The sequence below is a fragment of the Pseudomonas ulcerans genome (genome assembly GCF_036324125.1).
Taxonomy (GTDB): Bacteria; Pseudomonadota; Gammaproteobacteria; order Pseudomonadales; family Pseudomonadaceae; genus Aquipseudomonas; species Aquipseudomonas ulcerans.
Map to the genome: position 1 here is coordinate 1 of NZ_JAZDQN010000026.1, position 18,158 is coordinate 18,158.

Below are 18,158 nucleotides of genomic sequence, written 5' to 3' on the forward strand. Positions count from 1 at the left end.
CGGTGGGCTGCTGGCATTCAGAGGGACTGACCTCCCAATAGCCGGAAAATATCCGGCTAATTCAGAGCATCCCTAGACCGGTAGCATGGTTTGTCAGCCTTGGGCTGGCGGAGTGAAGCATACGCCCGCCCTAAATATTGGTGGGATAGTGCAACGTATGGGCTGAAGCGAGCTTTTCCCCAAGCTCAGGATGGTCTGAAAAAGACTTCCTGATTTTGACAAAATACCCGGACCCCACCCGCCGAGTTTTCCGATGAAACAGATGACCTTCGCCGACGCCGAGTACGCCGGCAAGCGCAAGCAGACCCGCAAAGAACTGTTCCTGGTCGAAATGGATCGGGTGGTGCCGTGGAAGGGTTTGATTGCCCTGATCGATCCGCATTACCCCAAGGGTGAAGGTGGTCGACCGGCCTACCCGCTGATGGCCATGCTGCGGGTTCATCTGATGCAGAACTGGTTCGGGTACAGCGACCCGGCGATGGAAGAAGCGCTGTACGAAACGACCATCCTGCGCCAGTTTGCCGGGTTGAGCCTGGAGCGCATTCCTGACGAAACCACCATCCTCAACTTCCGTCGGCTGCTGGAGAAACACGAACTGGCTATCGGCATTCTGGCTGTCATCAATGGCTATCTGGGCGACCGCGGTCTGTCCTTGCGGCAAGGCACTATCGTTGATGCGACGCTGATTAATGCGCCGAGTTCGACCAAGAACAAGGAGGGCAAGCGCGACCCGGAAATGCACCAGACCAAGAAGGGAAACCAGTATTACTTCGGCATGAAGGCGCACATCGGCGTCGATGACGAGTCGGGTTTAGTACATAGCGTGGTAGGCACAGCAGCCAATGTTGCAGACGTTACTCAGGTCGACAAACTGCTGCATGGCGTGGAGAACGTCGTCTGCGCCGATGCCGGTTACACCGGGGTCGAAAAGCGCTCAGAACATGCGGGCCGCGAAGTGATCTGGCAGGTCGCGGCGCGTCGCAGCACTTACAGAAAACTCGGCAAGAACAGCCCGCTCTACAAAGCCAAGCGCAAGATTGAAAAGGCCAAGGCGCAGGTGCGGGCCAAGGTCGAGCACCCGTTCCGGGTGATCAAGCGCCAGTTCGGTTATGTGAAGACGCGCTTTCGGGGGCTGGCCAAGAACACCGCGCAACTGGTGACGCTGTTCGCCCTGTCAAACCTGTGGATGGTGCGCAGACATTTACTGGCGACTGCGGGAGAGGTGCGCCTGTAATGTGGGAAAAGGCTGCTGCGAGGTGCTCGTGGCGGCCAAAAACATCGAAATGAGCGGGAGACTTGATCGTTTTTGCTCGGGCTGCTGTTTTAAAAATCGACGAGCGCTGAAGTCGGCCGGAAATACATGTCTACTTCAGACCATCCCTCAGTTAAGCGATGCCACAAAGCGATACCCCCAACAATCGGTTACTTGAAAGCTCAGAGCAAAGCTTTGGTTGGTTGCGGCAAGCCAGGTAAAGCACAAGTAAAGGGCGAGACAAACTCGGAGGTACCGACGCTCATTTCTGGCTCGCTCCAGTACTGCCTGCAACATTCATAATACTTGGTCCATAGCTATCACGCTCGCCTTGCCTACTCAGCCATGCAGAGCCCCATAAATCTCGTTCTGTGCGGCTTTGAGCACCTCTTCAGGGTTCGCCATCAAAACCTCCTTCGGCTTTCGGCCCCTCAGGTAAGAGTTTGAAGAGCCAAACCAGAACGCCATGCCCCAGCCATCGGTGATCTGCGCAAGTACGGAAATGACGGGTGCCAAATTAACCTGAGGACGATGGCTTTTCTGTGGGTCCAGTCCATAGGCCGGAAAGTAGTCCTTGCCGGAGTGCCGTATAGCGAAGATTTTTCCGGCGTGCTTCCACTTGTTTGGCTGCGAGCTGGCGTAACGCTGCTGAATTGTGCGAGCTCGGCGATGTCTCGAGCTGTCAGCCAGTCTCCGCTATTTAATGTTCGACTTTTGGCCCTGGCCAGCATCTTCGCTTCACGCAGGATGGAGGGGGGGATTGGTTTAGCCGGCAAGAGCATGGAGGCTATGTCAGTGATCTTGTCCTCCGGCCTAGCTTTCATCTGAGCTGTGAACGCTAATGCTACGTATTCAACGCACTCAAGGTAAGCGTCAGCTTGCTGCCTAGACAGTCCGCTGACTGAGATTACCTTTACCTCATGAAAGCGGTCACGGCTCGTGATGACAACGGTGTGTGTGCCTGTGGACGTAGATTCACGCTCAACAGTGATTTTTACTGGCTGGGCCATTTGCGCCGTCTCCCAGGTAAACAAGGTCAGGCTCGAGCTCTCTCCGTAATCTAACCTGTGGCCGATCCTCACGCTACCGTTGATGAGCCATCTGAACCGGCGCTTATGGAGGGGCGTTGCATAGTAGCTAGGTTATTGGCGTCATAACCTGTGGGGCTGCTGTCCGATCACGTTGAACCTCGTAAGCTTCTGGTCGTCGGCTATCTGATGGGTACAGCGACGGCCGTAGCTACGGATGCGGAATTTTGGCTGAAGACAGAAAGTTTATCGGCATTCAGGGGCATTTTTTCCTTGCTCGGTTGTATGCGGCGATTCGGGAAACACTCGAATCGACGACCACTGCGAGCATGGTTGAAGCGACGACGTTGTCGAGTAGCCACGGTGCTCACGGCGCCGTCAGCCGTCTTCTCTCGCCAACTAGATCCCTGATAAAGCGAAGGATTGGGGGAGTCTTTTCGCTGAGCAGGAGCTAAACACCCCTGCCTAGTGAAAAACTTGTGGGGTGGATGCGGCGTCAACACCCTCCGTCGCTACAAACCAAGTACCGCTTTCAGATCGATTTCGGGGGGCACTGCGGTGTCGAACTTGTAGCCCTTAATGACCAGGTTGTAGTGCGAGGCCAGCAGGGCCTTAGCCGATTCGCCATCTTTAAGTTCGAGGCAGTCGACCAGACGGGAATGCTCATTTCGTAGCTGACAGTAGTCGAATCCTGAACGGTACAAGGCATTGATAAGCGCTTCTTGGCGTCGAAGCTGGGTATGGATTTGATTCAGGATGTCGTTCTTCAGAAACGAAATGAGTAGCGAGTGAAACTGCCGGCCAAGCTGGTCGCCAAGATCGTGGTCGTGGTTTTCGAAGGCAACTCGCTCCTTCAGGGTATGAGCCCGTAAAGTTTCTAGATCTTTTTCACTGATGCTGCGGGTCAACTGGTCAATGACCCCACTTTCCATGACCAGCAGCATTTGATACAGCTGGTAGGCGTCATCGAAGGTGGGGCAGGCAACTGTTGAGGAGCGTTTAGGCGAGACCACTACCAGCCGATCCTGTGACAAGCGTATCAACGCTTGCCTTACAACGGTGCGGCTTACTTCGAACAGCTCAGCGATGTCCCGCTCGTTCAGCTTGGTCCCTGGCGGTAGTCGGCGATGATAGATGGCGTCTGAAATAGCGGAAACAATTTTTTGAGTGAGCATGGCACCAGCTATCAATGGAAGTTAGCAGCCGGGTAGCCTATCACACCGCCTTCTCCGGCGGGATTGGCACTGTCTTGGGGAGCCTCCGCAGAAAATGGTCCGAAAAGGGGCGTTTTGGTCGAAAAGCCCAACATAAACTCCCGGCGCAGCCCTCAGAAACCTGATCACCGAGACAGCTTGTGGATCTGGCATGAAGGATGCTTGCGTCAGATGGCTACTGGTATACCAGATATCCAATCTGGCATTTCAGTGTCCACTTCGACTACTAGCTCCAGCCAGTTGCCATAAGCAAGGAGCCCCACAGCGCAGGTCTGTATGAAGAACTCTCCACCTAGAAATAATGCGCGCTTCATTTCAATGCTCTTAATGGCATGCCAGCACGTAATGGTGATGTACGCCGGTGCCGTGGCGATTCCATTGGTGCTGGGTGCGGCGCTTGGATTGTCTAAGGCCGACATCGCTTTTCTAATCAACGCCGACCTATTCGCGTGCGGGATCGTCACGATCATTCAAGCGTTAGGTGTGGGGCCAATAGGTATTCGCATGCCTGTAATGATGGGGGTAACGTTCACAGCTATTGGCCCCATGATTGCAATCGGTTCCGACGCTACAGTGGGCTTGTCGGGAATCTTTGGGGCTACCATCGCTGCTGGTTTGTTCGGCTTGGCTGTCGCGCCATTGGTGGGGAAACTTCTGCGTTTTTTCCCGCCCGTGGTGACGGGAACAGAGATCGTCGCAGTAGGACTTTCGCTAATGTCCGTAGCTGCCGCTTGGTCTGGCGGCGGCTTTGGGAATCCGGACTTTGGTCGACCTCTCTACCTTGGAATCGCTGCCGCAGTGTTGGTCTGTATTCTGCTAATTGTGCGGTATGCCAAGGGTTTTCTGAATAACATATCTGTACTTCTAGGGCTAGTATTTGGGTTCGCAGTGGCGGCGGTGGCGGGTTTAGTAAGCCTGGAGGGGATTCAGGAAGCACCAGTGTTCGGGCTTATCAAGCCCTTTCATTTCGGCATACCGACCTTCCATATCTGGCCAATCGCAGCCATGTGCATCGTGATGCTGGTCACCTTCATCGAGTCCACCGGAATGTTCATCGCCCTAGGCGAGATAGTAGAGAAACCAATGGACGAGCGAACGCTGGTTCGGGGTTTTCGTGCTGATGCTGCAGGCACTATGATTGGCGGCATATTCAACACGTTCCCTTACACCTCCTATGCGCAGAACATAGGCCTGGTGAGTATCACCGGGGTACGGAGCCGTTGGGTTTGCGCTTTTGCCGGAATGATACTGATTGTGCTTGGGTTATTTCCGAAGGTCGCGTATTTCGTCGCCTCCATACCTCCTTTTGTGTTGGGTGGTGCGGGCATTGTAATGTTCGGCATGGTGACTGCTAGCGGGATGAAGGTCTTGGCTCGGGTAGACTTCAAGAAAGTGGGCAACCTTTATATAGTGGCGATCAGCCTTGCGGTAGGCCTGCTGCCGGTAGTGTCTCCGCAATTCTTCAATAAGTTACCGTCTGCGTTAGGGCCTATTCTTGAAAGTCCTATTCTACTAACCGCGATCGTCGCCACTCCCCTTAATTTGTTCTTCAATGGAGTAGCTGCGAAACCAATGCGTCAAGGATCCGAATCAACTCCTGCTCAATCGCAAACTCTATAAAGTAGAACTCAGTAATGTTGATAAATGTTTTAGAAAATATGAAGTGGTACCTGCCTTAATGCTCCCAGGTCAGGATTGCGCTTAGCGACCGTTATCGGTCGCTTTTTTTTGCCTCTCAAACTCCCGATTATTATGGGGCGCGGCCGCACCATCACGTTGCAAGAGAGAGAGATTATCCCGCACCGTAATACGCCGCCATTTATTTATATGCTCTCACACAGCGCAAAAGATTTTTTTATGTGTTGATTTCGTCGGTAAAATCTGCGCAATAGAGTGTTTAGCTGGCCCCATACTTGCTATGTATAAATAGCTGATCGCTCGGTCAGTTTTATATATTGGAGGTAAGATGGAAGTTAATAAGTTGGTCGCTGCGGTAGGCTCTGCTGGGCTGCTGGGTATCACTTGTCTCCCACTATCTGCATTTGCAGACATGAATTGGCATAGCGACAGCCTTACATACCAATATGGTAAAGAGTTCAAAGTCGATGCCAAGACTGTTCAGACCATCACCTATGAACATTTTAGCGATTGGTCGTGGGGCGACGTGTATTTTTTCATTGATAACAACTGGTATCCAGGAGGTGGGACCTACAATGACGGGCATCATTCTATCTACAGTGAGGCGGCGCCGCGTATTTCACTTGGCAAAATGTTCAACAGCAACCTTGCCTTTGGTCCGATCAAGGATGTGCTAATCGCAACAAGCATTGAATGGGATAAGAACGACCGGAACGGTTCACACGATCAGGTCAATTATCTACTAGGCCCGGGATTTGATCTCGCTCTTCCAGGATTCGATTATTTCCAGATAAATTTCTATTACCGCAAGCCAGATGGCGGCGCCGCGCCCTCTGGTCAATGGCAGATTACTCCAAGCTGGGCTTATACGATTCCGATGGGACGCTCCGATCTTGTTATCGATGGTTATTTGGACTGGGTAGTCAATAACAAGGGGAGCTACCATCGCAATTTGCTCTTCAATCCCCAGGTAAAATATGACATTGGCAAGTATCTAGGCTATAAAGCGAAGCACTTCTATGCAGGTATCGAGTATAATAATTGGTCTAACAAGTACGCCATTAAGAGTACCAAGGAGTTCAATACCAATCAGAATGTGACAAGCCTGATTGTGAAATACTATTTTTAACTATAGTGGCGGGCTGGTAGTTCGCCATTTATAGTTAGCAGAGCCAGAAATTAAAAAGGCCACCCGAGGGTGGCCTTTGCATTCCGGCGAGTGATTATACCGTGGCTTTGGTGACGCCGAACGTCTTGTCGAACATCGCAGCAATGTGCCCCCCAACCGTGATAGGTGCCGGGTAGGTAGTGTCAGGCTTGCGAAGTGACGGTACTACTTCGACCTCGTAGTAGTAATCCAGGTCAAAGAAGGTAGGAATCGAGTAACGCGCGGCGTCTTGTCTCGCGTTGAAGACCCGATGCATGGTGGAGTGATACAGGCCATCCGTTAGCAACGGAACCATGTCGCCCAGATTCACAACGAAAGTACCATCAATGTAGGGGGCTTTCAGCCATTCCCCGTCGGCATTACGTACCTCCAGACCACCCACTTCATCCTGCAGCAGGAGAGTGATTAGACCCCAGTCGGTGTGTGCGCCGGCACCCAGCTGATTTTCACGAGCATCGGCCGGCTGACTTGGATAGTGAAGCATCCGAGTGATGATCATTGGTTCCTTGAGACCTTCGTCGAAAAAGTCTTCAGGCAGTTGCAGTGATAGCGCGAGTAAGCGAACCAGCCTACGGCCGAGTAGATCCATGTACTGCATGTAATCTTCGGTATGCTGACGAAAACGTGGATTCCCTTCTGGCCATTGATTGGGGCCATGGTAAGGAGTCTTGCGCTGAACATGGGGATGCGCCTCGGTTAGCTCTCGCCCCAAAAGGAACCCTTCCTTCAAATCGGGTGGCGAACCCTCGTCCAAGGTTTGTGCCGCGATAGGCTCATAGCCACGCAGACAACTCGATTTCTTAGAGTTAATTCGCATCTTATCTTCAAGCGGAGTTCGGAAATAATCTTTGGCCACCGCGAATTGCGCCTGTTGCAGCTCTAACGGAACGCCGTGGTTTTTAATGTAAAAAAAACCAGTCTGTCGAGCAGCTTTATGAATTTCCCAGGCTACTGCCTTGCGTTTTTCAATATCGTGAGAAAAGCTGTCGAGCAAATCGATAACAGGAATGTTCTTTGCCACTGATGGCGGGGTGTAAATGACCATTTCCAAGCCTCATTCAGCTAAATGTTTTAGTAGCAAGGCAGCGTTTCAAATTGAATCGGTTTGGCACGAATTTTCGGGCGCCGATGCTCGGCTCGGCGCTTCGCCCAGTGCCAATCCTGATTAGTGCGGTGCGTCTCCTGCTGGGAAAATCCCCGACATTACTGTAAATCCAGGAACTCGCTTGACTGCATCCAGCCACAAACGTACGGAGGGATAATCTTGCAGGCATAGTCCTGCTTCGTCGGCCATCGCTACATACGGAAAACAGGCAATGTCAGCCACAGTCGCATGTGCCAACGGGCATAAATAATTGAAGCCCTGTTGACGCTGCATCCAAAGATGCTTATCCATTACATTCAGCAGATCGTAAGCGCGAGAGCGGCAACTCTCAGCATCGAAGTCGTACATGAAAAGCTCGTGCAACCGAGCAGCTGAGATGGACCCAGTCAAACTGTCCGCGAATGCTAGCCAGATCTGGATATCTCCAAGCACGTCGGGGCGATTGACCGGATACCATTGACGCGTCGAGTCATACATCGCAGCGAGATGAACCAATATCGCCTGGGAGTCTCGAATGGTTTTTTCACCATCCTGCAAAACTGGCAATTGCCCCATCGGATTAATTCTCAGAAATGCTGGGGTTTTATGTTCCCGCCTTGGGTAAAACTCCACAACCTCGGTCTTGTATTTTAGACCTAGAATCGACATCATTAATCGGACTTTGAAGCAATTGCCAGACAACTCGAAATCGTAAAGTTTTAACATGGGGCACCGATTAAATATTCAACACCAGCTTCTTGGAATTACAGCCCGACACACATGGCATGATTAATTTCCCACTTTCCTTCTCTTTGGCGGAAAGGTAGACGTCTTCATGATTTATATCGCCACTGATAACAGGGGTAACGCAAGCCCCGCAGACGCCTTGCTCGCAGGAGTAATCTATTGTTATGCCGTGATCCAGACACGCCTTTAGAAGTGTTTGCCCTGGTTCGACGGTGAACTCTTGGCCTGTAGAATTTATTGCGACTTGGTACCCGGTCGTTGTGGTGGCGGGGACTGAGCCTGTGGAAGGCGTCAGACCAAAGTACTCGAAGTGAATCTGCTCTCGGGTAAACCCCGCTTGCTGAGCAACTGTAGCCACCAACTCGATCATCTGTTGTGGACCACAAACGTACACATCGTGCTTGTCGCTATCCACCGACTGCAACAGTTCAGTGATCGTTCGTTGGGTCCCAAGGACATCCAATCCTAGATAAGGTGGATGATCACTGGCCAAGGTAGCGATTCGATCCGGGAAGGCGATATGTTGCTCACCTCGCGCCAGGTAATGAAAACCATAGGGGCGCCCTACGTACTGCAGATGCAAAGCCATCGCCAAGATCGGTGTGACCCCAATGCCACCCGCGATCAGCAATGGTGTGCGGCCAGGCGGCTGTAGGATGAACTGGTTTCGTGGTAGTGAGACCAGGATTTTGGTGCCGACGTGCACATCAGCGTGCATGCTGCGCGAGCCGCCTCGTGAGTTCACTTCATGCTTGACTCCGATCACCAGGACGTCCCGTTCCTCCGGGGTGTTCACTAAAGAATACTGGCGTAGGTGTCGGGAGGGCGTGAGCACGCTGACATGCATTCCCGGTTCGAGATCGAATTGTTGTGGCTCGTCAGGCGTGAGCCAATAAGAGTCAATGTCCGGAGTTTCACTACGACGTGACGTCACGGTGCACCAGAACTGGTGGTTCGCTGTAGCCTTGCGTGTTGCCGCCACTGGTACGGCATCAGATGCAATCAGTCGGACAGGGGGAGCCGCGACGTTGCTAGTGCTCTCCCGCGCGGGCAAGAACAAATTTCCCAGAATATCAATGAAAGTCGACTTACGCTCTAAGGACACGGGTTGGTTAGAGAAAAGGCGAGCATGAATTACTGCTCGTCCATCCGACTCCGGCTGCACGAACAGCCGTAGGGTGTCCAAAAGGCCTGCGCACTTCAGGTCTATAATAAGGCCGGTGGCCAGCACCTGAACCCCATCGGTAGAACTGCCCAAAACAGGAGCGAATAACGTTGCTGCTTCTTTGAGCAAGCCTGCGGCTGCAGTGGCGCTCATGGGAACAGTATGACTGCGTAGGTTGCTCGCTACGGCTGCATCGATCGGTGCAGAGTTGTTCGGTTTGTGTTCAGATCCAGCGGCCTCAAGCCGAGCAAAAACTACACCGTCCACCTCCGTACACTGGAACGTGCGAACGCATGCAGTGCTAGGTTTTGCGCCGGGATGTGCCGGTACAAAGGAGCACTGCCCCGAGCCGCTCTCGTATTTCCAGCCGTGGTATTGGCATTTGAGCTGGTCGCCGACATTCACGCCTAGGCTTAACCGCACACCACGGTGTGGGCAACGATTCTCCCATACGTTTACTTCACCTGCGTCGTCACGCCAGACGGCAAGCTCCTGGCCAAGCAGACGTGTCTGGTACACATGCCTGAACGGCAAGTCTTCAGAGCTGGCAATCACGTGCCATTGTTGATTCAACGAAACCATATCTCATCACCTGCTAATACAGCTCACCCACGGGTGGTGCCGAACGTCACGTTTCTGTCATTAAGCCAGCGTCGATAGGCACTGGAGAGTGCATCCGCTCGCACGGGGGTTTCATGTCTTGGATTAAGGGGCAAGGCCTTGGGGACTTGGTTTATCAGGATCATGATGTCCTGCCCGAAAATGCGCTGCTGAAAGTCGCGCAGTTGTTTGTCGGTATTGATGTCGTCCAGGTAGCACATGATCGTGTGAGCGATGCTGCTCTCCTGATCCACCGGCTGCACGAAAAGTCCAAGCACATCCAAGCGGTTGGCATCGATCACACATGTTTTGTAGAGGATGGCAATGAAAGGGCGAGCTATCCGGTAGACGTATTGCATCTCCACCGGCTCGCTCGCAGCTGCTGACCCCTTGGGCTGCGGGAAACGACAATTGACTGCCCGAATTTCATCAGCCGCTTCATCTATTTCGACATCGTAAGCGGCAACCTCGGTCAGGGGCTCCGCGCCAAGAATGTCGGTATGAACAAACGGAAAATGCGCCATGTCGAGAAAGTTCTCGATAACCCTCAGTCCTGACGTAGCTACTCGGATCGAGCCTGCGCTGACCACTCTGCGGTCCGCTTCCGCGAACTCCGGTATCGCAATGACGTCCCTAGGGTTATCGCTTAGTGACACCCAAAGCAGACCATAAATGCTCTTGGACGCTAGCTCCGCCGTGTTATCTGCCAGCCCGGCGGATACAGTGCCATCTGCAAGTTGGTACCAGATCTCCGTCCCTAAAATTCGAGTGTGGTATTTCCGGCCGCTGACTGTCTCGGCCAGCGCCCCGACGGGATACCAGTCGTCGATTACAAAGCTGTTTTCTGCGTGCATGAAAATGCCTTCTGAAGCCCGGCGCACCGTGGAGTGACCGGGGCAGTCACGGTTATTGGGCCCGGTACTGGGCAACGAATTCGGTAGGTGAAACAGCACTGCGGGCTTGATGGACAGCCGCACGCTCGGCATACAGCTCACGAACGAAGTTCGCGTAGGCGCAGCTGTCAGCGAACATGTTGTATTTCCAGCCTAGGCCGTAGGCGTTCAGATTGATGTTGTCGATGGTCATCAGCGACAGCGAGGTGTCGTCACTTTGCAGATACGCATCGATGACTTTGCGGGTCACTTCTTTGGTGCAAGCCAACTTGTGCGCATGCCACATATCGGTGTGCCATTCCCCCTTGGCTGGACGCTCGAATGGGTACTGAATAGATCGACCTGGGCGGTCAATACCTTTCGCGTCCCAAGGGCCAGTCTCAAAGCCCCACCAGTTCAATGGGCCGTTCGGTGCTGCTGGCCGCATCTGCGCCCAGTGCACTAGGTTGCGGCTAAGCCATTGATCTGCGTAGCTATCGGAATTGAACGGGTCAAGCATCGCAATGGCCTCGTTATCTCCGCGCATCTGTGAAACCGCGTGCTCGACCTCATTTTCAATCTTGAAGATGCAGTGGCTGTAATCCATCGCCATGTTGAATGGCACACCGCGAGCCTCAACCAGATCGGCTACTTCCAGCACTCGCCGGTAGTCTTCTGACCACATGTCAACGTGGTTTTCGAAGGTGATGATGACCCCAGATTTGGCAGCGTATTCATAAGCGTCGAGGTAGCAGGCAGCCACTTCCTCATTGGTGACGTAGTGGCCGTCCTTGTGTTTGGCCCAAACCATGAAGTTGTGGTACTTGCCGCCTACTTCTACGGTGAGATCCAGGTTTTCCCTGATGACTGCCTCATCGAGCCCCAAGGTGTAGCAGCCACTGCCCGACAGTACCGGCAGATCGTAGAGTTGGCTGCCCTTGATGTACTCGTCCAGCTCCTGACGATTGTTCGGAATACGGTCAATGAAGTCCCAGACTTGGGCTTCCTTTACCAGCTTGAACTGCTCGAGTATAGGCAGTTCGACTAGGGAAACTGGCCGCTGCATGGACGACGCTTGAATGCCGAGACCGGCACATCCCAGCTTGAACATCTTTTTCATGTGTTGATCCCCTATCGCGTGAGCCAGAGTCAAAGGCCATTTGCTGTCATCATCAAATTTCATGGCTTTCCAGACGCACAATCTGGTATACCAGTTATGCCGATGTCAAAGCACTTCCTGTGCCAATTCACTTGATTGATGGGGCTAGCCCTCTATTTGACTGGTCGGACAGCTTTTGGTGAAAGCGTCCAAAGATTCTTGGCGAGGCTTTTAGCGCCAAAGAGGTGCGCCAATCTTCTTTTGTGGTTCAGATTGGTGCACTGGTGAGGCGTATGTCTGCTTGTGCACGCGTGCTAACTCCAGTCTTTGCCCTAGCATCGCTTGGGCTGAAGACCTCTTAAGCCCGCATAGTGATTTGAGGGATTAACAATGGCTCGCCGTTTAAAGTTTCACTCAATTGCGGTCACCTACTTCGACATGGTCCGCCGTTGCGAGTCCATCCGCGAAGCCGCGCGGCGTTTGAATGTCGCCTCATCAGCGGTAAACCGTCAGATACTTAAGCTCGAAGATGACATTGGTGCACCCCTGTTCGATCGGCTCAATTCCGGCCTCCGATTGACGCCCGCTGGCGAGCTATTTGCACGTCACATCGGTGTGGTTTTGCATGACGTTGAAAGGCTGCGCGCAGAGTTTGACGCGATGGAGGGGCTGCGTGCTGGGCATGTAGAAGTGGTAACGGTTGAGACGCTGGCGGTCGACCTCTTACCAACGGTGATGGAGATAATGCATCAGCGTTATCCAAGGGTGACTATTGGGGTTTCTCTCTGCGGTGCCGATGGCATTCCTGACGCGATCGTTACAGGAGACGCTGACCTTGGTTTGGCGTTTGCGCTGCCCAGACACGAAGAGCTTCAGCAGCTAGCCCTCGGGCATTTTCGACTTGGAGCAATAGTGCCCCCGGGGCATCCATTAGGTGCAAGGGTTCAAGTTAGTTTCGGTGCTTGCGCAGATTACGATCTCATTCTCGGCAAACCTGAGTTATCGACTCGCCACCGATTGGCGGCCTTGCTAAAGGCAGCGAATATTCCAGGCAAAGCCCGAATTGAGTCTGGCTCACTCGAACTTGCTAAGCAGATGGTGCTCCGGGGCCGTGGCATCGCTTTCCAGACCAGATTTGGTATTGAGGCGCAAATGGAGGCGAAGCTGCTAAAAATGCTGCCGTTAACGGATGGCGGCGGGGTTTTTTGCGATCTTGGGTTGTATAAGCGGGCGGGTCGTTATATCCCGACTGCCGTTGATGCCTTTGCCAGAATTCTCGCAGACGAGATTTTGCTCCGCGAGCGCCAAGAGGCCGCTGATTACGGGGCTCCTGGCTAGCGCTGCCAAAAAGGCATCAGCGAGAGCGATATTCGATGCTTTTCGTATGCGGCTCAACCGATGACACTAAAAGTCTTCAAGCAGGAGTTGCTCCCATGACAAACGCTCAACTCGTACCAACAACCATTGAAATCTCCGATACGGCTGCATCGCTGCCGATCATCGATATGTCCGGACTGCGCTCATCGAACCTCGCTGTACGCGCCAAGGTAGGCCGGAAAATCGGTGAGGCTTGCCGCGATAAAGGGTTCTTTTATGTGACCGGTCACGAGATATCTTCGGAGCTCCAGCAGCGAGTCATCGACCAGGCAGCGAAGCTGTTTGCACTGGCCCCCGAAGAAAAAGCCAAGGTTGATAAGTCGCTCTCTCAAGCAAATCGAGGCTACGAGCCGCTACGCAATCAGGTGCTTGAGGCCGGGGCGCCTGCCGATGTTAAAGAGGGATTTTATATCGGGCAGGATAAGCCACTCGACCACCCTGATGTTTTGAATGGTAAGTTCAACCAAGGTCCAAACCTCTGGCCAGAAACCTTGCCTGAGTTTCGTGCAACGATGGAGCAGTACCAATGGGAGCTGGAGGGTGTAGCGCAACTGTTGATGCAAGGCGTCGCGTTGTCCCTTGGTCTTCCTGAGCAGCACTTTACTGGCTTCTGCCACGACGCGATGACGACCTTGCGGTTGCTCCATTATCCGCCCCAGTCACCTTCGGCAGCACCAGGTGAAAAAGGTTGCGGAGCACACACCGATTGGGGCGGCCTGACGCTACTACTGCAGGACGATAATTCGGGCTTGCAGGTTTGGGATCAGGAAAGTAACGGCTGGATCTGGGCTATGCCTGTGCCTGGTTCCTACGTGGTGAACATAGGCGACCTGATTTCGCGTTGGACCAACGATCTGTATCGCTCGACCTTGCATCGGGTAGTCAATCTGTCAGGGAACGAGCGTTACTCAGTGCCATATTTCTATTCTGGGAATGTTGATCACAAGATCGAGTGTATTCAGCAATGTCTGATTCCAGGAGAGTCGCCTAAGTACCCGGTGATCACTGTCGAGGACCACTACAAAAACATGTTCCGCAAAACCTACGCCATGTAATGCGGTCTGCACGGCCAGCGCGATCGCACTGGCCTTTATCCAGCCATTCTGACAATGCCCCGCACGAAGCTTTGGGACGATGAAACACTTGCGCCTGAATGGGAATGGTCACCGGCTGGGTTTGACGGCAGCTTTTGCGAGGTATGCCGGGCACCAACTGAAAGTGGGCCTCGTGTAGAGCGGCCCCTGGAGCGATCACGGTTGGACCTATCAGTATGAGCAGTCGAGATCACTACTCGAACGTATGCGTTCGGCGAACCCACCTCCAAACTCCAGCATTAAGGGCGATGGTGTCCGCCCTTGCACAGGTACAATCCAGGTCGCAGGTGAAGGTTATCTGGTTGAACGCATGGTTCGATCGGTAATGACGCAGATGCCACCAATGACCTGATCGACCAGGCGCCTATGCGTCTGAAGAGACTTTCAAGGGAGATCATTACTGTCTCAGATTGCGCAGACAGGGTTGGCCACTTCCGGATCAGCCGAGTACCATTTCCCCGCCTCCTAGGGTAGTTTTGACGATCCCCGCAATTACACGTTGCCCTGTCTCCTGCGCGAGCTCCTGATACCAAGCTTGCGTATGCGTCGGGCTTCTCCCGTGGGTCAGTTCTGACCGGCTACGGGCACGCAGCATGATCTGCGCGGTGCGATCGACACGAGCGCTGTTGTAGAGGTCAAGCGGGGCTACGACATCAGCGGCTCTTAGCTCCAGGCATTTGGCAAGTACCCAGGCATCCTCCATAGCCTGACAGCCTCCTTGGCCCAGGTCAGGCGCCATGGGGTGCGCCGCATCGCCCAGCAGAACTACCCTGCCTTTGACGAAGCTGGTGATTGGCGCTATGTCGTGGATTTCGACGCGGCTGACGATGGAGGTATCCATACGCTCTATTAGGGCTTGCACTGGAGGAGCCCAGCCTTCGAAGTGGCTGTACAGCTCTTCACGGTAGCGATCCCGCACATTGAGAGTTCCAGCGGGAAGTGGTGCATCGAAAAAGAAGTAGAACTGGCCGTTGCCGATAGGCATGAGCGAAACGCGTTTTTGGTCACCGACAAACTGGGTCCACTCGTCAGCAGAAGCAAGATCGTCGCTAGCGTCCACGCGCCCGTTCCAGTTGACATAGCCGCAGTAGTCACGCGCTACTTCGCAGCCAGCCACGTAGTTGCGCAGCCGCGAGTGGGTACCGTCAGCGGCCACCACAAGATCGGCCTGGATGCGCTGGCCATCGGAGAGCTTCACGAGCACACCGCCCTCCTGAACCTCGACACTGTCGCAGCTCACACTCAGAGTGACGTTCTCAGCGCCACAGGCATTCAGCAGGACTTTCTGCAAGGCTGTACGGGCGATGGGGCAAGCGCGCTGCTCGACGGACTTATATAGCGGTTCGAGGCTGAAGCGGGTTAGCAGGGCACCTTTGTGCGTGCTGTAACTCATGGTGTCCCTAAGGGACAATTCTGACTCAACGGGTCCAACATGATTATGTCGCCCTCGTTGACCGGCTCTAAATACTGGTCAGGCGCTGGAATAGGCTCCTTGTCTCGCAACGACACCATCAGATGTCGTAGCAGCGCATCTTGCGCCACGCGCTTTGCCAGCTCCGCAGTCCGCCCTGCCCCTTGTACACCATCAAAGTCGAGCACTCGCACGATGACACCGTTAGGGGTTTCCGAAACTACAGCAGGATACGGAACTAGATGATTGATGATCACCTGCTGACCACGATGCTTATTCCCCTCAAGCTTCTTGACCAACCTAGAGGCTTTTAAGTGGGTGTACCTCTTCAACATTGCGAGGCTCTTGTGCCCGCTGATGGCAGCAATTTCCATGATGTCGAGCGTGCCAAGCTCAAACAGGCGCGAGCAGGCCTCATGTCTGAGGTCGTGGAAATGAAGATCCTTGATATCCAGGCGCTGGAGCATGATGCGCCAGGCCGACTTCAACCCATTGGCGGTATAGCCGAACACCTTGCCCTTCGATCGTGCACCGAGCTGGATTAACGCATCACGAGCCTTGAGGCTCAGGGGCACGTCCCGCTTCGATCCGTTTTTGGTATCCGGGAGGTGCGCAATTCGCCGTTGTAGGCTGATGTGCTCCCACTCAAGCTTCAACAGTTCCCCCTGGCGCATAGCCGTCTCGATTGCCAGGACGACAAGGACATAGAGGTCTGGCGTGGGATGCGTGTGACAATAACGCATGATCTGGCGCTCCTCACGGGCGGTTAAGCGTCGATCACGGCCAGGTGCTGCTTTCGGCTTACGCACGTTCGAGACTGGGTTCGACTCGCATACCCCCCACTCGATCCGGCCGATGTCGAACACGTTCGACAGCAACGACATCTCCAGGCGCACCGTCGATGGTGAAATCGGTGAACCCGTTTTTGGGTTGGTCTGCGACAGACGTTCGTCGCGGAGACTAGCGATATCTGGACTTCGAAACTCACGCATGCTCTTGTCGGCGTACTTGGACTTGAGCAGACTAGAGATACGGTAACTTTCTTGTACAAAGCCTTTCTTCAGTACGGAGACTTTCTGTCGATAAAGGGTCAATCCCTCAGCAAGCGTCATGTCCTGGGTCATTCAAATCTTCCAATTTGGCCTGCAGCAGCCTGGCCAACTGGTCGAATCAGATTTCCAATGCGCGGCAAAGGTTGAAAACGGTATCCAGGGTTGGAGATTTGTGGCCACGCTCAAGCAGACTGATGTACGACCTATCTACACCAGCTTCGAAGCTCAGCTTTTCTTGCGAGATGCCCCGAGCAATGCGCAACTCGGCCAACACCATGCCGAAAGCATGATTGTGCTTTTTCGAAGAGTCTGGTTGTAATTCCAAAAGTCCAACCCGAGATCACGAGATCAAAGGTCAGAATTTTCGGGTTGTTGACTATAATCGTCAGCGGACTATAGTCCACAACGCTTAATCCTCAGGATTTCTTCATGTACATCTACTGGATCGCTATGACCCTGCTAATCGTGGCAGGAGGCATCTTCACCCAGGTGCAGCACACAGATGAGGTCGTTTCTGAGCAGGCAACGATCGATGCTCTCAGCCGGAGCATGCTGATCTACCGCTCTGCCGCAGCAGAGTATGCCCAGACCAATCCTGGATTCACTGGAGCGCCGGCGGACGCATCGCTGAACCTTCCGAGCTGGTACATCAAGCAAAACGGGATCGCCACATACATCGTCGGAGGGGTCTCATACACCTACGTCAGCGGAATGGTTCCTGCCGGCCTGCCTTCCGCACTGAGCGAGCGCACTGAGTCCATGACGGTAGGTATTAAGCGGTCGGGCCAGTTGTTCTCGCCGAAGGGGGGGAGCATGGCCATCGCTGTTCCAGCGCCAGTCCCGGAAGGGGCAGTCGTTGCGGTCTATTGACCGTTGACGCCGTGCGAAAATGCCTACGAGCCTTGCGTCCCGGCCGTTGTACAACCCATAATGACATCAGTTCTGGTTTAACCCCGCTGGCTACTGTCGGTCATCAGTAGCGCCCAGGTGTCGTGGTTCGCCTCAACACCAAACCGTAAGCACGCTATAGCTCCGGGAAGGGCGTGCGGATCTGGTTGAAAGCTCTCCCTGTGTCTCCCTGCTCTCTCTAGTCGCGCAGCCGTCTAACTCGTGATGATCGGGTTCAAAGGCACATAGAGTTTCAAGAGGTTCGGTGCTTCTTTGATCCAAGGGCCACATTGGTAATGTGGCCCCTCCTCTTTTCCTCCCCTTGGGTAGCCTGATGGACTTGTGAAAGGTTCATGAGGCTACCCAATGGGTACTCTCTCCTTTGCCGGTGGCCCGCCGGCGATAAGCCGGGCTCCTTTTGTGCGCGGATGCGTGCCTCATGTTTGCTGGCCAAAGCCACGAGAATGGC

Annotated in this window: 15 protein-coding genes; 6 read left to right on the top strand and 9 right to left on the bottom strand. The window is 53.8% G+C overall.

Features of this window, described 5'->3' with window-relative positions; translation table 11 throughout:
- Window positions 1-253 precede the first annotated feature (253 nt).
- The gene (locus V0R59_RS20815) at window positions 254-1,234 is read left to right on the top strand and encodes an IS5 family transposase (RefSeq protein ID WP_064314787.1); all 981 of its coding nucleotides are present in this window, start codon (window positions 254-256) and stop codon (window positions 1,232-1,234) included.
- A gap of 1,558 nt (window positions 1,235-2,792) precedes the next feature.
- Here V0R59_RS20815 and V0R59_RS20820 read toward each other — a convergent pair.
- Window positions 2,793-3,455: a GntR family transcriptional regulator gene (locus V0R59_RS20820; protein ID WP_054890485.1), complete on the bottom strand. Its 663-nt coding sequence runs from the start codon at window positions 3,453-3,455 to the stop codon at window positions 2,793-2,795.
- 315 nt (window positions 3,456-3,770) lie between these two features.
- On the opposite strand from V0R59_RS20820, the gene V0R59_RS20825 reads away from it, so the two are divergent.
- The gene (locus tag V0R59_RS20825) at window positions 3,771-5,114 is read left to right on the top strand and encodes a nucleobase:cation symporter-2 family protein (protein WP_330076344.1); all 1,344 of its coding nucleotides are present in this window, start codon (window positions 3,771-3,773) and stop codon (window positions 5,112-5,114) included.
- A gap of 346 nt (window positions 5,115-5,460) precedes the next feature.
- A complete protein-coding gene (locus V0R59_RS20830; protein ID WP_330076345.1) occupies window positions 5,461-6,261 on the top strand; it encodes an outer membrane protein OmpK in 801 nt (266 codons plus the stop codon).
- 94 nt (window positions 6,262-6,355) lie between these two features.
- Here the strand turns inward: V0R59_RS20830 and V0R59_RS20835 are convergent, their stop codons facing one another.
- The 5 genes from V0R59_RS20835 to V0R59_RS20855 form a co-directional block, all read right to left on the bottom strand.
- The gene (locus tag V0R59_RS20835; protein WP_009682462.1) at window positions 6,356-7,345 is read right to left on the bottom strand and encodes an isopenicillin N synthase family dioxygenase; all 990 of its coding nucleotides are present in this window, start codon (window positions 7,343-7,345) and stop codon (window positions 6,356-6,358) included.
- Between the two features lie 120 nt (window positions 7,346-7,465).
- A complete protein-coding gene (locus V0R59_RS20840; protein ID WP_232894438.1) occupies window positions 7,466-8,110 on the bottom strand; it encodes a glutathione S-transferase family protein in 645 nt (214 codons plus the stop codon).
- Between the two features lie 10 nt (window positions 8,111-8,120).
- The gene (locus tag V0R59_RS20845; protein ID WP_232894437.1) at window positions 8,121-9,878 is read right to left on the bottom strand and encodes a Rieske 2Fe-2S domain-containing protein; all 1,758 of its coding nucleotides are present in this window, start codon (window positions 9,876-9,878) and stop codon (window positions 8,121-8,123) included.
- Window positions 9,879-9,901: 23 nt separating this feature from the next.
- The gene (locus tag V0R59_RS20850) at window positions 9,902-10,750 is read right to left on the bottom strand and encodes an aromatic ring-hydroxylating oxygenase subunit alpha (RefSeq protein WP_009682459.1); all 849 of its coding nucleotides are present in this window, start codon (window positions 10,748-10,750) and stop codon (window positions 9,902-9,904) included.
- A 52-nt stretch (window positions 10,751-10,802) separates the two neighbouring features.
- Window positions 10,803-11,951, bottom strand: coding sequence for a sugar phosphate isomerase/epimerase (locus V0R59_RS20855; protein ID WP_232107112.1), 1,149 nt, complete (start codon window positions 11,949-11,951; stop codon window positions 10,803-10,805).
- A gap of 306 nt (window positions 11,952-12,257) precedes the next feature.
- Between V0R59_RS20855 and V0R59_RS20860 the strand changes: the two genes are divergently transcribed.
- Together V0R59_RS20860 and V0R59_RS20865 are read left to right on the top strand one after the other, a co-directional pair.
- The gene (locus V0R59_RS20860) at window positions 12,258-13,205 is read left to right on the top strand and encodes a LysR family transcriptional regulator (RefSeq protein ID WP_054890492.1); all 948 of its coding nucleotides are present in this window, start codon (window positions 12,258-12,260) and stop codon (window positions 13,203-13,205) included.
- Between the two features lie 95 nt (window positions 13,206-13,300).
- The gene (locus V0R59_RS20865; protein WP_330076346.1) at window positions 13,301-14,299 is read left to right on the top strand and encodes an isopenicillin N synthase family dioxygenase; all 999 of its coding nucleotides are present in this window, start codon (window positions 13,301-13,303) and stop codon (window positions 14,297-14,299) included.
- A 478-nt stretch (window positions 14,300-14,777) separates the two neighbouring features.
- On the opposite strand, the gene V0R59_RS20870 is transcribed toward V0R59_RS20865, so the two are convergent.
- From V0R59_RS20870 to V0R59_RS20880, 3 genes are read right to left on the bottom strand one after another with little or no spacing between them, the layout of a single operon-like run.
- Window positions 14,778-15,731, bottom strand: coding sequence for an FAD-dependent monooxygenase (locus V0R59_RS20870; RefSeq protein WP_330076347.1), 954 nt, complete (start codon window positions 15,729-15,731; stop codon window positions 14,778-14,780).
- Window positions 15,728-16,873, bottom strand: coding sequence for a site-specific integrase (locus tag V0R59_RS20875; RefSeq protein WP_330076348.1), 1,146 nt, complete (start codon window positions 16,871-16,873; stop codon window positions 15,728-15,730). The genes V0R59_RS20870 and V0R59_RS20875 overlap by 4 nt, the downstream gene beginning before the upstream one ends.
- 46 nt (window positions 16,874-16,919) lie before the next feature.
- Window positions 16,920-17,078, bottom strand: a complete 159-nt coding sequence (locus tag V0R59_RS20880; protein WP_330076412.1) for a helix-turn-helix domain-containing protein — start codon at window positions 17,076-17,078, stop codon at window positions 16,920-16,922.
- A gap of 152 nt (window positions 17,079-17,230) precedes the next feature.
- Here V0R59_RS20880 and pilM point away from each other — a divergent pair, with 152 nt between their 5' ends.
- Window positions 17,231-17,671, top strand: a complete 441-nt coding sequence (gene pilM, locus V0R59_RS20885; RefSeq protein ID WP_110968443.1) for a type IV pilus biogenesis protein PilM — start codon at window positions 17,231-17,233, stop codon at window positions 17,669-17,671.
- Window positions 17,672-18,158 lie beyond the last annotated feature (487 nt).

Bases quoted from the DNA above. Each gene is read 5' to 3' on its own strand.
- V0R59_RS20860 (WP_054890492.1), top strand. From the start codon at position 12,258: ATGGCTCGCCGTTTAAAGTTTCACTCAATTGCGGTCACCTACTTCGAC.
- V0R59_RS20865 (WP_330076346.1), top strand. From the start codon at position 13,301: ATGACAAACGCTCAACTCGTACCAACAACCATTGAAATCTCCGATACG.
- V0R59_RS20845 (WP_232894437.1), bottom strand. From the start codon at position 9,878: ATGGTTTCGTTGAATCAACAATGGCACGTGATTGCCAGCTCTGAAGAC.
- V0R59_RS20870 (WP_330076347.1), bottom strand. From the start codon at position 15,731: ATGAGTTACAGCACGCACAAAGGTGCCCTGCTAACCCGCTTCAGCCTC.
- V0R59_RS20815 (WP_064314787.1), top strand. From the start codon at position 254: ATGAAACAGATGACCTTCGCCGACGCCGAGTACGCCGGCAAGCGCAAG.
- V0R59_RS20880 (WP_330076412.1), bottom strand. From the start codon at position 17,078: ATGGTGTTGGCCGAGTTGCGCATTGCTCGGGGCATCTCGCAAGAAAAG.
- V0R59_RS20875 (WP_330076348.1), bottom strand. From the start codon at position 16,873: ATGACCCAGGACATGACGCTTGCTGAGGGATTGACCCTTTATCGACAG.
- V0R59_RS20830 (WP_330076345.1), top strand. From the start codon at position 5,461: ATGGAAGTTAATAAGTTGGTCGCTGCGGTAGGCTCTGCTGGGCTGCTG.
- V0R59_RS20840 (WP_232894438.1), bottom strand. From the start codon at position 8,110: ATGTTAAAACTTTACGATTTCGAGTTGTCTGGCAATTGCTTCAAAGTC.
- V0R59_RS20835 (WP_009682462.1), bottom strand. From the start codon at position 7,345: ATGGTCATTTACACCCCGCCATCAGTGGCAAAGAACATTCCTGTTATC.
- V0R59_RS20820 (WP_054890485.1), bottom strand. From the start codon at position 3,455: ATGCTCACTCAAAAAATTGTTTCCGCTATTTCAGACGCCATCTATCAT.
- V0R59_RS20850 (WP_009682459.1), bottom strand. From the start codon at position 10,750: ATGCACGCAGAAAACAGCTTTGTAATCGACGACTGGTATCCCGTCGGG.
- V0R59_RS20825 (WP_330076344.1), top strand. From the start codon at position 3,771: ATGAAGAACTCTCCACCTAGAAATAATGCGCGCTTCATTTCAATGCTC.
- V0R59_RS20855 (WP_232107112.1), bottom strand. From the start codon at position 11,951: ATGAAATTTGATGATGACAGCAAATGGCCTTTGACTCTGGCTCACGCG.
- pilM (WP_110968443.1), top strand. From the start codon at position 17,231: ATGTACATCTACTGGATCGCTATGACCCTGCTAATCGTGGCAGGAGGC.